Here is a 14,363-nt window from a genome sequence, read left to right as displayed (position 1 = left end):
CTCAGCGGGCGCGGCGTTTGCGCGCCCGTTCGGTCACGTTCCGCCGCGCCATGCTGAGGCCCGTCCCGAGCAGGTTCGTCAGCCCGAACGCCTCGGGGATGACGCCCACGTCCTGGAAGAGGCCGAGCGCGTCCCACGACGCCCACGACTCGACCACGCGGCCCTCCTCGAAGCGGTTGACGAAGACGCCGGTCGCCTCGCCGTACTCGCCGGTCGGCGGGATTCCCATGAACTCGCCCTGGTGGGTTCCCCCGCTGGTGTAGCCGACGGCGACCATGTCCCCCTCCGCGAGCACGAACTCGACGTCCATGTGGAAGTCGGGGAACCCCCGGTGGACCGCGGTGACGAACTCGCGAAGCCCGTCGCGGTCGACCGGACCGTCCTCGCCGACCGCGAACCAGTGGCCCGCGTACCCCTCGTCTATCTTCTGCTCGATGAGTTCGTAGTGACGCCCGTTCCAGACCTCCTCGACGAACCCCATCGCGGCACCCTTCATCTCCTCCGTCTCGTGTACTTCGTTCGCCATGTCGACCACTCGGCCCGGGGAGGTAGGCGCCGCGAGAACGTAACGGTTCCTCACGTCCGTGCGCCAAGACCATCGGAAACTCCCGGATGGCGCGGCGACGAACCGGTAACCGGTCACTATCTGTCCGAATGCGAGAAATACTTATCAGACTGCCACTACTCGGCTCGACCATGCCCACTCGCCGCCGTCACTTCCTGGTCGCCGCCGGAGCGCTGTTCGTCGCCGGCTGTTCCGACGCCGACCCGAACGCCGCCAACGGCACGCCGAACGAGTCGAACGAGTCGGACGGGAACGACACGTCCGACGCCGACGCGAACGACACCGCGCCCGACTGCTCCGGTAATCGCGTCCGCGTCGCGGCGACGGCCGGCGCGCCAGCCGCCGAGGACGTCCTCTCGGACCTCGGCGTGGTCGACGCCGTGGCCATCGAACGGGCGGCCGAGGAGGGGCCCCAGGAGGTCCGTACCACCCGGGTCCCCTCGCTCGGCGGCGGCGACTTCGTCGCGGTCGGCGGGTCGTACTACGCCGTCGAGCGCACCCGCATCGGGACGGAGGAGACGCCCGTCATCCCGCTCGACGTCTCGTGGTCCGAGGGCCAGCAGGCGCCCGCCGACGCCCGGATGGAGCCGTTCGAGGCGCTCTCGGAGGCCGACCAGGACGTCCTCCTGCGCATCGTCTACGGGTCGGACGGCGAGGGCGAACACCCCCAGGGGTCGCTGAACGTCCAGGACTACCCCGCGTCCTACCCCGACGGCGACGAGGGGTCGGCGTTCACCGGGGAGGTGTGGGTCCGGTGGGACGGGCGCACCTACCGGGTCAACGGCGGCGAACCGACGACCCAGCAACAGCGCGTCTACCGCTTCGAGGCCGAGGAGGTAGGGACCGACGAGGCCGACCTCCAGGAGGCGGTCGCCGGCGCGTACCGTCTCGACCTCGACGGCCTCCCCGAGGAAGAGCGCGCCGTCGTCAAGGAGGCCGTCTCGGGGTCGTACGCGGGCTGTGCGGACGGCGCGTTCGCCCTGCGCGACCGACTCGCCGAGGTGGAGGCGCTCCCCGCCGGCGGGTGGTACGTCCGGTTCGACGGCGAGGACTACGTCCTCTCGGTCACCGCGTCCGAGGCGTGACGGGACCCGTCTGACGCGCCGCCCCGGGTAGTCACCGTTTTACGCGCTCGTCCGCTCACTCGGGGTATGACCGACCCGGCGACGCTCGACGTGACGCTCGTGGACGGCTACGTCGACGAGCCGGCGCACTTCGGCGTTCCGCCCTACGTCTCGACGTACCCGCGCTACACGGCGGGCGCGCTCGTCGACGCCGGCGTCCCCGAGGGACGAATCACCTACCACACCATCGACGCGCTGCGCGAGGAGCCCTCGCGCTGGCGCGACGTCGAGGAGGCCGACCTCATGATATACATCGGCGGGATGACCGTCCCCGGCAAGTACGTCGGGGGGACGCCCGCCGAACCCGACGAGGTGCGCCGCATGGCGTGGACCGCCGACGGGACGACGCTGATGGGCGGCCCCGTCCGCTTCGGCGTGGGCGACCAGAACGAGGGGGGCAGCGACATGGAGCGAAAGGACCTCGACTACGACTTCGTCGCGAAGGGCGACGTCGAGGCCGCCGCCTACGACCTCGTCGCCAGCGGGTTGGAGGGGTTCAACAACCGGATGCGCGACGTCGAGGAGGTGACGCGCTGGGCGCGAACGGGGGCGTTCGTCGTCGAGCACCACCCCAACCACCCCGACTACCTCATCGCCGAACTCGAGACGGGGCGGGGCTGTCCCTACCGCTGTTCGTTCTGCACGGAACCGCTCTACGGGAACGCCACCTTCCGCCCGCCCGAGACGGTCGTCTCGGAGGTGGAGGCGCTCTACGAGCGCGGCGTGCGACACTTCCGACTGGGCCGGCAGGCCGACATCCTCGCCTACGGCGGGGACGGCGAGAAGCCCAATCCCGACGCGCTCCGGGCGCTCTACGGCGGTATCCGCGAGGTCGCGCCGGAACTGGGGACGCTCCACCTCGACAACATGAACCCCATCACCGTGGTGAAGTGGCCCGACCTCGCGCGCGAGGGCATCGAGGTCATCGCCGCGCACAACACGCCCGGGGACACCGCCGCCTTCGGACTGGAGAGCGCGGACCCCGTCGTCCAGGAGGAGAACAACCTGAACGTGAGCGCCGAGGAGTGCTTCGAGGCGGTCCGGGTCGTCAACGAGGCGGCCGGGTGGCGCCCCGGCGAGGACCCCGCCGCGGCGCCCACCCACGGCGAGGAGACCAAGCGCCTCCCGAAGCTCCTGCCCGGCATCAACCTCCTCCACGGGCTGAAGGGTGAGCGCCGCGAGACCTACGAGCTGAACAAGGCGTTCCTCCACCGCGTCTACGACGAGGGGCTGATGCTTCGGCGGGTGAACATCCGGCAGGTGATGGCCTTCGCCGGCACCGAGATGTCGGAGACGGGGTCGCAGATAGCGACGGACCACAAGAAGCTGTTCAAGCGCTACAAGCGGGAGGTGCGCGAGGAGATAGACAACCCGATGCTCCAGCGCGTCGCGCCCGCGGGGACGCGCCTGCACGACGTCCACCTGGAGTACCACCAGGACGGCAAGACCTTCGGCCGGCAACTCGGGACCTACCCTCTGCTGGTCGGGATTCCGGGCGAGCGCGAACTGGGCCGGACCGTCGACGTGGCGGTGACCGACCACGGCTACCGCTCGGTGACGGGCGTCCCCTACCCGCTCGACGTGAACGCGGCGTCGATGGACGAACTGACGGCCATTCCGGGCATGGGGCGCCAGCGCGCGGGCAACCTCGTCGTCGACCGGCCGTTCGACTCCGTGGCCGACGCCGCCGCGCGCGCGGAGGTGGACCTCGACGACTTCCTCACGGTCCGGACGCCCGAAGGTGCCGACTGACGCCGGCCCGCCAACGGACGGGGACCGACCGCAGTGGCAAGGCACTTGTCGCTCCGTGCCAACCGCCGAGCAATGACGGAGGTGAGCGTCGTCCTGCCCGCCTACAACGAGGCGGCGACCATCGAACGGACCGTCGAGCGGACGCTCGACGCCCTCGCCTCCTTCCTCCCCGAGGGGAGCTTCGAGGTGCTCGTCGCCGAGGACGGCTGCGCCGACCGCACGCCCGAGGTCGCCGCCCGCATCGCCGGGCGCGACCGCCGCGTGCGCCACGTCCACGCCGACGAACGGCTGGGGCGAGGGGGTGCGCTCGTCCGGGCGTTCCGTCTCGCGGCGGGCGAGACGCTCGTCTACTTCGACACCGACCTCGCCACCGACATCGACCACCTGGAGGAGCTGGTCGAGAGCGTCCGCTCCGAGGGGTACGACGTCGCGACGGGGTCGCGCCTCGGAGCGGACCGGGAACCGACCCGTCCGTCCCAGCGGTCGCCCCCCAGCCGGGGGTTCAACGCCGCCGTCCGCTTCCTGCTCGGGTCGTCGCTGCGCGACCACCAGTGCGGGTTCAAGGCGTTCGACCGCGAGGCGCTGTTCTCGCTCCTCGACGACGTCCGCGACGAACACTGGTTCTGGGACACGGAGGTGCTCGTGCGCGCCCAGCGCCGGGGGTATCGAGTGAAGGAGCTCCCCGTCCGCTGGCGCTCACCGGAGGAGACGAAGGTCCACTTCGTGCGCGACGTCCTCGGGATGGGGACGCAGGTGACGCGCTGCTGGTGGGAGTTCACCGTCGCCCCGCGGCTCACCCCCCGCGTCACGCTGGCCGGCGGCGTCCTGCTGGTCGCGCTCGCCGCGCTCCTGATGACCGTGTACATCGACGTCGGCGCCGTCCTCGCGGAGATGCGCGCGGCCGACCCCCTGCTGGTCGCGCTCGGGACGGCGCTCTACGCGCTCTCGTGGCCGCTTCGGGGCGGACGCTACCGCGACATCCTCTCGGAACTCGGCTACGACGCGTCGCTCGGGTTCCTGACCGGCGCGGTGTTCCTCAGCCAGACGGGCAACCTCGTCTTCCCCGCGCGGGCGGGCGACGCCATCCGCGCCTACGTCGTGAAGGCCCGCCGAGGGGTCCCCTACCCCTCGGGGTTCGCCTCGCTGGCGGTCGAGCGCGTCTTCGACCTCCTGACCATCACGACGCTCGCGGGAACGGTCCTGCTCGGCCTGTCGCTCGCCGGGGCGGCTGACCCCTCGGGGCTCGACGGCGTGCCTCCCGCCTACCGCCGGAGCGGGGAGGCGGCCCTGACGGTGGCGGCCGCGGTGGGCGTCGCCGCCCTCCTCGCCGTCTGGGCCATCGTCCTCGGTGCGCGCCGCGACGACTCGTTCGTCCGCCGGGCGTTCGCCCGCGTCAGCACCGACTCCTACGCCGCCGCCGCCGCGGGCGTCGTCGAGTCGTTCGTCGCGGACGTCCAGCGCGTCGCCCACGACCGCCGGGCGTTCGCACGCATCGGGGCGTCGAGTCTCGCCATCTGGACGCTCGACGTCGTCACCGCGCTGTTCGTCTTCGCCGCCTTCGACGTGGCGCTCTCCCCCACGCTGTTCGTCGCCGTCGGCTTCTTCGCCGTGAGCGTCGGCAACCTCGCGAAGGTGCTCCCGCTCTCGCCCGGCGGCGTCGGCCTCTACGAGGGGGCGTTCACCCTCCTCGTCGTCGCGCTCACGCCGGTCGGGTTCGCCACCGCCCTCGGCGCGGCCATCGTCGACCACGCCGTCAAGAACGCCGTCACCGTCGCCGGCGGCGTCGTCTCGACGTTCGCCCTCAACGTCTCGCTGACGACGGCCGTCGACGAGACCCGCGAGGTCGAGACCGCCGAGATGGACTGAGGGACGGTGGGGGACCGCCGTACGTCCCGTGTGAGCGCCCGTCACTCGACCGGGGAAACCGCCGGACTACGCGGCGATTCGTCTCGTGGACGAAGTGAACGAACCGTACACTCGGTATCGGAAAGGTTAAGAAGCTTTCGGACGAAGCTATTGTACCAGACACCTGTCCGGGATTTTCGGGGTTTCTCCTGCCCGGATAGTGGACGCCCTCACAAATGAGTGACTCGAACACCCGAACGCGGGAGCGAACGAACGAATCGGAACAGTCCGACGAACGAGAGGGGCTCGACTGCCCCGAGTGCGGCGGCACCCTGATCAGCGACACCGAACACGGCGAGACCGTGTGTTCGGACTGCGGGCTGGTCGTCGAGGAGGACAGCATCGACCGCGGCCCGGAGTGGCGCGCGTTCGACTCCAGGGAGAAGGACCAGAAGTCGCGCGTCGGCGCCCCCACCACGAACATGATGCACGACAAGGGGCTGTCGACGAACATCGACTGGCGGGACAAGGACGCCTACGGCAACTCGCTCGGGTCGCGCCAGCGCCAGAAGATGCAGCGCCTCCGGAAGTGGAACGAGCGCTTCCGCACGCGCGACTCCAAGGAGCGCAACCTCAAGCAGGCGCTCGGCGAAATCGACCGCATGGCCAGCGCCCTCGGTCTCCCCGAGAACGTCCGCGAGATGGCCTCCGTGATATACCGCCGTGCGCTGGACGAGAACCTGCTGCCCGGACGCTCCATCGAAGGCGTCGCCACCAGCGCCGTCTACGCCGCCGCCCGGCAGGCCGGCGTCCCCCGCAGCCTCGACGAAATCGCGGACGTCTCGCGCGTCGAGAAGAGCGAGATCGCCCGCACCTACCGGTACGTCGTGCGGGAACTCGGCCTCGAGGTGAAGCCGGCGGACCCCGAGAGCTACGTCCCGCGCTTCGCTAGCGCCCTCGAACTGAGCGACGAGGCGGAGAACCGCGCTCGAAAGCTGCTCCGTAACGCCAAGGAGCAGGGCGTCCACTCCGGGAAGTCCCCCGTGGGGCTGGCCGCCGCCGCCGTCTACGCCGCCGCCCTCCTCACCAACGAGAAGACGACGCAGGCCGCGGTGAGCGAGGTGGCCGACATCTCCGAGGTGACCATCCGCAACCGCTACCACGAACTGCTCGAAGCCGAACAGGACATCCCGCTGTAGTCGATAGCCGTCCCCTCGTCTCTCACCCCTCCGAGCGTCGCGTCGAGCGGGTCGTCTGCCGTCGTCCGTCCCCCGCCTCTCCGTTCTCGACCGTCGGCCGCTCCGCCGTCCGCGCGACCACAAGACACTAGACCTCCCCGGCGCACGAACCGTGCATGCAGACCGAGCACGCGGTCCACGTCGGCGACGCCCGCGAGTCGGCGCTCCCCGACGGCTCGGTCGACCTCGTGGTCACCTCCCCGCCCTACCCGATGATAGAGATGTGGGACGACCTGTTCGCGTCGCTCGACCCCGCGGTGGGGGAGGCGCTGGACGCTGACGACGGCGACCGGGCGTTCGACCTGATGCACGACGTCCTCGACGGCGTCTGGGCGGAGGTAGCGCGGGTGCTCGCGCCGGGCGGCATCGCCTGCGTCAACGTCGGCGACGCCACCCGGACCGTCGAGGAGTTCTCGCTCTACCCGAACCACGTCGAAATCGTCCGCCGCATGCGCGAGCACGGCCTCGCGCAGTTGCCGGGCGTGCTCTGGCGCAAGCCGGTCAACCGCGCGACGAAGTTCATGGGGTCGGGGATGCTCCCCCCGAACGCCTACCCGACGCTCGAACACGAACACGTCCTCGTCTTCCGGAAGGGCGGGCCGCGCCGCCTCGACCCCGGGGCCGACGAGCGCTACGAGGCGGCGTACTTCTGGGAGGAGCGCAACGAGTGGTTCTCCGACCTCTGGACGTTCAACGGCGCCGCGCAGGACCTCGCGCCCGACGACGACCGCCGCGAGCGCTCGGGGGCCTACCCGCTCGCGCTCCCGCTCCGCCTCGTCCGGATGTTCTCGACGCGCGGCGACGTCGTCCTCGACCCGTTCTGGGGGACGGGGACGACGACGCTCGCGGCCATGCTCGCGGCACGCGACTCCGTCGGCTACGAACTCGACGCCTCGTTCGTCGGGGCGTTCGAGGCGCGCCTCGCCGACCTCCCCGAGACCTCTCGCGAGCGCGCCCGCGCCCGACTGGAGCGCCACCGCGCGTTCGCGGCGGGCCGCGACGACCTCGACTACGAGGCCGAACACTACGACTTCCCGGTGATGACGCGCCAGGAGCGCCGCGTGCGGCTGTACGACGTCGAGTCGGTCGAGCGGACCGACGACGGGTTCCGGTGCCGGCACGCCCCGGTCGAGTTTTGACCCCCGCGGCGGATGGGTGGGGTATGGACTTCGACTCGTTCGTCCTCGCGGCGAGTATCGCGGACCTCGCGGCCGAAGCCGACGCCCGCGAGCACGCCGACGCCGTCGAGTTCCGCATGGACCTCGCGGCCGACCCGCTCGCGGCGCTCGACGACTACGACGGCGACCTGCCGGTGCTCGCGACCAACCGCGTCGAGTGGGAGGGCGGCGAGGCCGCGGACGACGAGGCGCGTGTCGAGGCGCTCTGTGACGCCGCGGCCCACCCGGCCGTGGCGGCGGTCGACGTCGAACTCGCCGCCATCGCGGCGGGCGACGGTCGCGCGGCCGTCGAGGCCGCTCGTGAGGAGGACGCGACGGCCGTCGTCTCGGTCCACGACTTCGAGGAGACGCCGCCCCGTGCGGAACTCGCCCGCCTGCTGGAGCAGGCCCGGGAGTTCGGCGACGTGGGGAAGCTGGCGGTGACCGCCCGGTCGCGCGGCGACGTGTTGCGCCTGCTCGCGCTCACCCACGCCCAGACGGAGGCGGGTCACGCCGTCGCGACGATGGCGATGGGCGAGGCGGGACGACACTCGCGGGCGGTCGCCCCGGTCTACGGGTCGCGTATCGGCTACGCGCCGGTCGACCCCGCCGACGCCACCGCACCGGGGCAGTACGACCTCCGGACGCTCCGGCGCCTCGTCTCCGACCTCGGCTGACGCCGTTTCGGGACCCGTCCCTGTCACAACGCTCATGTGTCTCGCCCGTAGAGTGGCGACTGTGAGCAAGCGTCGTCCGTGGCTCGCGGTCGCGCTGGCCTTCGTCTACCCGGGGCTGGGGCACGTCTACCTCCGGGAGTGGCTCCGGGCGCTCCTCTGGTTCCTCCTCACCGTCGCCACGGCGCTCGTCGTCGTCCCGCCGGACCTCGTCGGCAGCCGCGGTGGGTTCGACGCCATCCTCCGGGCACAGCAGGACCTCCCGCTGACCGCGGCGCTCGCCATCGTCTCCGTGACGGCGTTCAGCATGCTCGACGCCTACTGGCTGGCCGCCCGGAACGGCGAGGCGAGCGGTTCCGGTGCCGGGGCGGGGACCGGTGGCCGGGTCACGTACGACTCCGCCGACGCTGCGACGGATCGCGCGGGAGCAGGCGCGTCGGCGAGCGGCGCGTCGACGAGTCGCGACCGGGACGAGCGCGGGTCGCGCTGTCCGAACTGCCGGCGGGAGGTCGACGCGGAGTACGATTTCTGTCCCTGGTGTGCGACCGAGTTCGACGTCGAGTCGTAGTCGCCGGTCGCTACTGGAACATCCGGAGCGGCTGGGCCTGCGTGCTCTCGCCCTCCTCGGCCTGCTGCATCCGCTGGGCGAGGCGCTCGCGCGCCTCGCGGATGTCCTCGGCCTGGTCGACCAGTTCCTCGGTGTTCACCTCGACGTCGACCAGCGGTTTGACCCCGTTCTCGAGAATGGCGCGGGCCGCCTCGGGGTCGGGGAACTGTGCGTCGGCCTCGACGATGAGGCCGACGCCGGTGAGTTCGTGTCGCCCCGCCTCGTACAGGAGCGCACCCGTCGGCCCGCTGACGAGGCCGCTCTCGACCGGCGGGACGATACCCGCCTCGTCGAGCAGCGCGTCCCCGTCGCCCGTCGCGATGCCGTAGACCGCCGGCACGTCGTCGTCCTTCTCCGTCGGGAGGCCGCTGAGGAACAGCGGCGTGACGTCGTTGTCGGTCAGCCAGCCCGTGATGCAACTGGCGAAGTCCGTGGCGTTCTGCGGGGAGACGGGGACGTCGCTCTGGAGGACCAGCAGGTCCCGTTCCTCGTCGGCGTAGAGCCTGACGGGGGGTTTCAGTTCCGAGGAGTCGCCGTGGTACACCGCGACGCGCGGCAGGCCGTCGCAGTGGACCGCCCCGTAGTAGGTCATGTCGAGCGTCTCGACGAGGTGGTCGGCCGCTATCTTCCCGACGAGGCCGACGCCGGGGAGCCCCTCGACGAGGGTGGGGTTCGACAGCGAGATGTCCGGTTCGACGGCAATATGTGCCATAGTCGACCCACGGTCGGATTCGGGTTAACGCTATTCCCACCCGGGATGGAAACGCACAAACGCGGCCGCGGCGATTCCCGACCATGGTTCTGGAGCGTTACGAACCGCTCGTCGACGACTACGAGGCCTTCCGGGCGGCCTGCGAGCGGCCGCTCCCGTCGGTGGTTCGGGTCAACACCATCAAGACCACCGTCTCCCGCGCGACCGACGCCCTCGCCGAGGGGGGCTACGAGTTCGAGCGAGCCGACTGGCTGCCCGAACTCCTCCGCCTCGACTCGCGCCGTCCCGGCACGTCGTGGCCGTATTTCCACGGCTGGCTCTACGGGCAGGAGGAGGTGAGCGCCCTCCCGGCGGTGGTCTGTGACCCCCACCCCGGCGAGCGGGTGTTCGACCCTTGCGCCGCCCCGGGGAGCAAGACGACGCAGCTCGCGGCGCGGATGGACGACACCGGGACGCTCGTCGCCAACGACAGCAACCTCGGGCGACTCTCCGCGCTCCGCTCGAACGCCGAGCGCTGCGGCGTCACCAATCTCGTCGTCACGCACGGCGACGCGCGGAACTTCTCGCTGAAACCTTTCGACGGCGAGCCGTTCGACCGCGCGCTCGTGGACGTCCCCTGTTCCTGTGAGGGGACCATCCGGAAGAACCCCGACGCCTTCGACGACTGGAACCTCGGACACGTCCGGTCGGTGTCGGGTATCCAGCGCGCCATCCTCCGGCGCGCGGTTCAGGTCACCCGCGAGGGCGGCACCGTCGTCTACTCGACGTGCACGTTCGCTCCCGAGGAGAACGAGGCAGTCCTCGACGCCGTCCTGGGCGAGGAGGACTGCCGCCTCGTCCCGTTCGAGGTGGACCTGGAGACGCGTCCCGGCGTCACCGAGTGGGACGGCGAGCGCTTCGACGGGTCGGTCCGCCACGCGAAACGGGTGTACCCGCACCTGAACGACACGGGTGGCTTCTTCTGTGCGAAACTGGAGGTGGGCGCGTGAGCGACCACCGCGAGAACGTCAGCCACCGGTTCGACCGCGTCCCCGAGACGGCCGCCGACCGGGAGGTCGAGGGCCGTCCCTCACGGGCCGCCGTCCTCGACTTCTGGGAGGAACGTTTCGGCGTCCCGAGGGACGTCTTCGAGGGGTACTCGTTCTGGGAGAAAGGGTCGGGGAAGCTCTGGGCGTTCGCGGGCGACGTGTCCGCGCCGACCGAGGTCGAGGCGCTGGGGATGACGTTCCTGCGCGTCAGACAGGAACACTGGAAGCCGACGACCGACGCCGCCCAGCGTTTCGGGCCGCACGCGACGAAGAACGTCGTCCACCTGGAAGAGGACCTCGCCCGGCGGTTCGTCGCCGGCGAGACCGTCGACCCCGAGTGGGACGGCGACTGGGGTTACCTCGTCGTCACTCACGACCTGGCTGGCAACCCGGCGCCGCTCGGCGTCGGCCTCTACCTCTACGACGAACTCCGGTCGCAGATACCCAAGGGAAGACGCCGCGCCATCGACTGAGCCGAGGGTTCAAGTGGGAGGGAGCGGCCAGCGACCCCATGCCGTAGCGAATCGCGGCGCGGGGGTCCGCGTGTGTGCGACACTCCCCTGCGCCGAGCGCGCGTGTCGCCTGTTCGCCACTAGTGGACTACCTGAACAGCGACGCCACTCCGCTCGACGCTCGCCGGCCGCTCACTCCTCCTTCGGCCGGACCGTTCCCCCCGAGAGGCCAGTCCACTCGACGCGGTAGCCGAGCGCCGACAGCGCCGCGCTCGCGTCGTCGATGCCGACCTCGTCGAGGACGGTTTCGGCCGCCGAGAGCGACTGCCCCGCCTCGATGCGTTCGCCGAGGTCGTCGAGGACGGCCGGGCGGACGAGCGTCCGCCCGACGCGCTCGTGTTCGGGGAAGGCCTTCGCCTCGACAGTGGCCTCGCTGACGCCGTAGTCGGCGGCGAGGCGTGCGAGCGTCGTCACGTCGGCCTCGGGGACGAGGTCGTCGGGGAGGTCGTCGGCCGCGGCAGCCACGAGGTCGTCCTCGTAGCGCCGCAGCGCGTCCCGGACGTCCTTCACCCGGACCGTTCCCGTGTAGGTGACGACCCGGTGGTCGAGCGCCGCGAGTTCCTCGCCGACGCCGAGCGACTCGTCGACCGCGACGAGCAGTTCGACGTCCTCGAGCGTCGAGAGCCGCGAGAGCTTCTTCTCGACGTACTCCGGCGTCCAGAAGCCCATTATCTCGAAGAAGACCCGGAAGTCCCCGTGCGCCCAGTCGAACGCGAAGTCGGGGATGACGACGTGTGCCCCCGACTCGAGGGGTTCGGGTTCGCGCACGAGGTCCCAGTCGAGGTCGAGCGCGCGAAAGCGCGCGGCGAAGTCGGCCTCGACGCCGCTGTCGAAGGCGGGTTCCGCGAGCGGTTCGACGTTCGGGACCGTCACGTCCGAGCCGTCGAGTTCGAGCAGGCGGTCGGTGCCGCGGTCGTCGATGGTCGCCTCGAGGTGCCAGTCGGGCGCCGCCGCGACCGTCCGCAGGAGGCGCGCGAAGCGCGTCCCGTAGCGGCGCGACCGCCGGAAGAGCGCGTCGGGACCGGTGACGATTACCTCGCGGACCGGCGGACCGTCGCCCCCACTGTCCTCGGACGTCTTCCGAATCTCGTAGAGAAGTCGCAGGCGCTTGACCGCCGAGACGAGGCGCTTCGGGTCGGCGCTCCGTATCCTGACCTCGGTCGCGTCGAACAGCGCCGTCTGCGCGAGCGAGAGGTCGTACTGTTCCCGGAGGTCGGCCGGCGACCAGCGCGGGTCGAACGCGACGAGGACCTCCCGCGAGTCGAGGTCGGCGTAGAGCGACGTGTCGATGTCGTCGACGGTGACGCCGAAGCGGTCGGCGACCCGTTCGAGGACCGCCGCCCGCTCGTCCGCCGTGACGACGCCCTCCCGCTCTGCGGCACGGAACACGGCGTCGCGGACGCGCTCGGGGTCGGCCGCCGCGCGTACCTCGAACGTCGCCTCCCGTTCTAAGAGCTTCGCGAACCCGCGGACGAGCTTGAACGACTCGACGTCGCCTTCGAGGTCCGTGAGCGCTTCCGCCAGCGTCGCGCGCGGTTCGCCGACGTGGCCCTGGTAGACGCCGAGGACGCGCGCGGCGAGTTCCTCGTCCGCCTCGGTCGTGAACTGCGGACGATAGGTCCCGCCGCGCCGGGAGACGCGCAGGAGGTCCTTCGTCAGCATCAGCGACGCCTCCGAGCGACGTTCTCCTCCGCGGTCTCGCGGGTGACGACCTCGTACAGGAGCGCCCGTCCCGCGCGCGAGCGCGCCGTCTCGTCGGCGTCGTCCCCCGAGGTGCCGTCGCTGGTCCCGCCAGCGTCGCCCTTCGGTCGGAGGACACGCCCGAGTCGCTGGGTGAACTCGCGTTCGCTCCCGCTGCCCGAGAGGACGACGGCGACGTTCGCGTCGGGGACGTCGACGCCCTCGTCGAGGACGTTCGCCGTGACGACCCGGCTGTAAGTCCCGTCCCGGAACCGTCGGAGGGTGGTCCGGCGCTCGTTCGCCCCCGTCTGGTGGGTGATGGCGGGGACGAGGAAGCGCTCGGAGAGGCGGTAGACGAGGTCCGTCGCGGCGGTGAAGACGATGATTCGGTCCTCGCGGTGGCGGTCGAGGAGGTCCGCGAGCAGGTCGACCTTGGCGTCGGCGTGCATCGCCACGTCGCGCGCGCGCTGTTTCGCCAGTAGTGCCTCTCTCGCGCGCGGGTCGGTGCCCGAGCGCATCACGAGCTTCTGGTAGTCGCTCCCCGAGCGCATGTCGAGGTTCGAGCGCGCGAGGTAGTCGACGAACGTCCCCTGGGCGGCCTCGTACCGTTCGCGTTCCTCGGGCGTGAGGTCGACGTGGAGGCGCTTGATGTCGTAGGCGGCGAGGTGTTCGCCCGCGAGGTCGTCGGCGTCGAGTCGGTAGACGCACGGTCCGACGAGGTCCGTCACCACCTCGTGGGCGCCGTCGGGGCGCTCGAAGGTGGCGGTGAGGCCGAGGCGCGCCGGGGCCGCGAGCAGGCGCGCGATGTCGCGGTAGCCCTCCCCGCCGAGGTGGTGGACCTCGTCGAAGACGACGAAGCCGAAGCGGTCGCCCACCTCGTCGGCGCGGAGGTACGCCGAGTCGTACGTCGAGACGGTCAGCGCCTCGACGCGCTGTTCGCCGCCGCCCATCTGGCCGACGGGGCAGTCGAACTCGGCTTCGAGGTCGCGTCGCCACTGTTCGAGCAGGTCGACCGTCGGGACGACGACGAGCGTCGGCACTTCGAGCGCCGCCATCGCCACGACCGCGATGACCGTCTTGCCGCTCCCCGTCGGGAGTTCGAGGACGCCGCGCTTGCGGTTGTCCCGCCACGCGTCGAGCGCCTCGCGCTGGTACTCGCGGAGTTCGTAACTCGTCTCGAGTGGGGGGAGTTCGGGTGCCGCCTCGAGGACGCGGTCCTCGTGGGGAGCGCCGCGGGCCTCCAGGGCCGCCGTGAGCGCGGCGTACCGGTGGGCGGGCGCGCGCCGGGTCCGCGTCCGGGGGTCGGCCTCGACGCCCGGGAGCGGGTCGTCCGCCCCCTCGACGCGAACCGTCCCGTCCTCGAACGAGAGGGTGACCGGTTCCACGCCCCTGCTCACGCCGCCCCGACTGGTATATTCACCTATTCCTCGCCCGCGCCTCGTTAACGCCCGCTGATAGTTCATCTCGAC

General features: G+C 71.2%; 13 protein-coding genes. 9 read left to right on the top strand and 4 right to left on the bottom strand.

Going from position 1 to position 14,363, the window contains the following annotated elements; genetic code table 11:
• Window position 1: 1 nt before the first annotated feature.
• A complete protein-coding gene (locus P1Y20_RS08195) occupies window positions 2-526 on the bottom strand; it encodes an ester cyclase (protein WP_304448173.1) in 525 nt (174 codons plus the stop codon).
• Window positions 527-696: 170 nt separating this feature from the next.
• Here P1Y20_RS08195 and P1Y20_RS08190 point away from each other — a divergent pair, with 170 nt between their 5' ends.
• The 7 genes from P1Y20_RS08190 (at window position 697) to P1Y20_RS08160 (ending at window position 8,923) form a co-directional block, all read left to right on the top strand.
• On the top strand, window positions 697-1,650 hold the full coding sequence (locus P1Y20_RS08190) for a hypothetical protein (RefSeq protein ID WP_304448172.1): 954 nt from the start codon (window positions 697-699) through the stop codon (window positions 1,648-1,650).
• 66 nt (window positions 1,651-1,716) lie between these two features.
• Window positions 1,717-3,441: a radical SAM protein gene (locus tag P1Y20_RS08185; protein WP_304448171.1), complete on the top strand. Its 1,725-nt coding sequence runs from the start codon at window positions 1,717-1,719 to the stop codon at window positions 3,439-3,441.
• A gap of 72 nt (window positions 3,442-3,513) precedes the next feature.
• Window positions 3,514-5,307, top strand: coding sequence for a flippase-like domain-containing protein (locus tag P1Y20_RS08180; protein ID WP_304448170.1), 1,794 nt, complete (start codon window positions 3,514-3,516; stop codon window positions 5,305-5,307).
• Window positions 5,308-5,522: 215 nt separating this feature from the next.
• The gene (locus P1Y20_RS08175) at window positions 5,523-6,485 is read left to right on the top strand and encodes a transcription initiation factor IIB (RefSeq protein WP_304448169.1); all 963 of its coding nucleotides are present in this window, start codon (window positions 5,523-5,525) and stop codon (window positions 6,483-6,485) included.
• Window positions 6,486-6,640: 155 nt separating this feature from the next.
• Window positions 6,641-7,663: a DNA-methyltransferase gene (locus tag P1Y20_RS08170; protein ID WP_304448168.1), complete on the top strand. Its 1,023-nt coding sequence runs from the start codon at window positions 6,641-6,643 to the stop codon at window positions 7,661-7,663.
• A 23-nt stretch (window positions 7,664-7,686) separates the two neighbouring features.
• Window positions 7,687-8,358, top strand: a complete 672-nt coding sequence (locus P1Y20_RS08165) for a type I 3-dehydroquinate dehydratase (protein ID WP_304448167.1) — start codon at window positions 7,687-7,689, stop codon at window positions 8,356-8,358.
• Window positions 8,359-8,419: 61 nt separating this feature from the next.
• Window positions 8,420-8,923, top strand: coding sequence for a DUF7575 domain-containing protein (locus P1Y20_RS08160; protein ID WP_304448166.1), 504 nt, complete (start codon window positions 8,420-8,422; stop codon window positions 8,921-8,923).
• Window positions 8,924-8,933: 10 nt separating this feature from the next.
• Here P1Y20_RS08160 and P1Y20_RS08155 read toward each other — a convergent pair whose 3' ends face one another.
• Window positions 8,934-9,674 (bottom strand): proteasome assembly chaperone family protein, encoded by a 741-nt coding sequence (locus P1Y20_RS08155; RefSeq protein WP_304448165.1) that lies wholly within the window; start codon window positions 9,672-9,674, stop codon window positions 8,934-8,936.
• Between the two features lie 83 nt (window positions 9,675-9,757).
• On the opposite strand from P1Y20_RS08155, the gene P1Y20_RS08150 reads away from it, so the two are divergent.
• Entirely contained in the window at window positions 9,758-10,663 is a 906-nt protein-coding gene (locus P1Y20_RS08150) for an RsmB/NOP family class I SAM-dependent RNA methyltransferase (protein WP_304448164.1), read from the top strand.
• Window positions 10,660-11,175: a DUF7122 family protein gene (locus P1Y20_RS08145; protein ID WP_304448163.1), complete on the top strand. Its 516-nt coding sequence runs from the start codon at window positions 10,660-10,662 to the stop codon at window positions 11,173-11,175. Before P1Y20_RS08150 ends, P1Y20_RS08145 begins: the two co-directional genes overlap by 4 nt.
• A gap of 171 nt (window positions 11,176-11,346) precedes the next feature.
• On the opposite strand, the gene P1Y20_RS08140 is transcribed toward P1Y20_RS08145, so the two are convergent.
• Entirely contained in the window at window positions 11,347-12,876 is a 1,530-nt protein-coding gene (locus P1Y20_RS08140; RefSeq protein ID WP_304448162.1) for a DUF790 family protein, read from the bottom strand.
• On the bottom strand, window positions 12,876-14,357 hold the full coding sequence (locus P1Y20_RS08135) for a DEAD/DEAH box helicase family protein (protein WP_379737213.1): 1,482 nt from the start codon (window positions 14,355-14,357) through the stop codon (window positions 12,876-12,878). The genes P1Y20_RS08140 and P1Y20_RS08135 overlap by 1 nt, the downstream gene beginning before the upstream one ends.
• Between the last annotated feature and the right edge of the window lie 6 nt (window positions 14,358-14,363).

This window comes from Halomarina ordinaria, from assembly GCF_030553305.1.
GTDB lineage: Archaea > Halobacteriota > Halobacteria > Halobacteriales > Haloarculaceae > Halomarina > Halomarina ordinaria.
The sequence above is the reverse complement of the archived record's forward strand: the minus strand, read 5'-3'. Positions and strand labels throughout refer to the sequence as shown.

Coding starts and splice junctions, on each gene's coding strand:
- P1Y20_RS08150 (WP_304448164.1), top strand. CDS start 9,758: ATGGTTCTGGAGCGTTACGAACCGCTCGTCGACGACTACGAGGCCTTC.
- P1Y20_RS08135 (WP_379737213.1), bottom strand. CDS start 14,357: ATGAACTATCAGCGGGCGTTAACGAGGCGCGGGCGAGGAATAGGTGAA.
- P1Y20_RS08155 (WP_304448165.1), bottom strand. CDS start 9,674: ATGGCACATATTGCCGTCGAACCGGACATCTCGCTGTCGAACCCCACC.
- P1Y20_RS08165 (WP_304448167.1), top strand. CDS start 7,687: ATGGACTTCGACTCGTTCGTCCTCGCGGCGAGTATCGCGGACCTCGCG.
- P1Y20_RS08175 (WP_304448169.1), top strand. CDS start 5,523: ATGAGTGACTCGAACACCCGAACGCGGGAGCGAACGAACGAATCGGAA.
- P1Y20_RS08170 (WP_304448168.1), top strand. CDS start 6,641: ATGCAGACCGAGCACGCGGTCCACGTCGGCGACGCCCGCGAGTCGGCG.
- P1Y20_RS08180 (WP_304448170.1), top strand. CDS start 3,514: ATGACGGAGGTGAGCGTCGTCCTGCCCGCCTACAACGAGGCGGCGACC.
- P1Y20_RS08140 (WP_304448162.1), bottom strand. CDS start 12,876: ATGCTGACGAAGGACCTCCTGCGCGTCTCCCGGCGCGGCGGGACCTAT.
- P1Y20_RS08185 (WP_304448171.1), top strand. CDS start 1,717: ATGACCGACCCGGCGACGCTCGACGTGACGCTCGTGGACGGCTACGTC.
- P1Y20_RS08190 (WP_304448172.1), top strand. CDS start 697: ATGCCCACTCGCCGCCGTCACTTCCTGGTCGCCGCCGGAGCGCTGTTC.
- P1Y20_RS08195 (WP_304448173.1), bottom strand. CDS start 526: ATGGCGAACGAAGTACACGAGACGGAGGAGATGAAGGGTGCCGCGATG.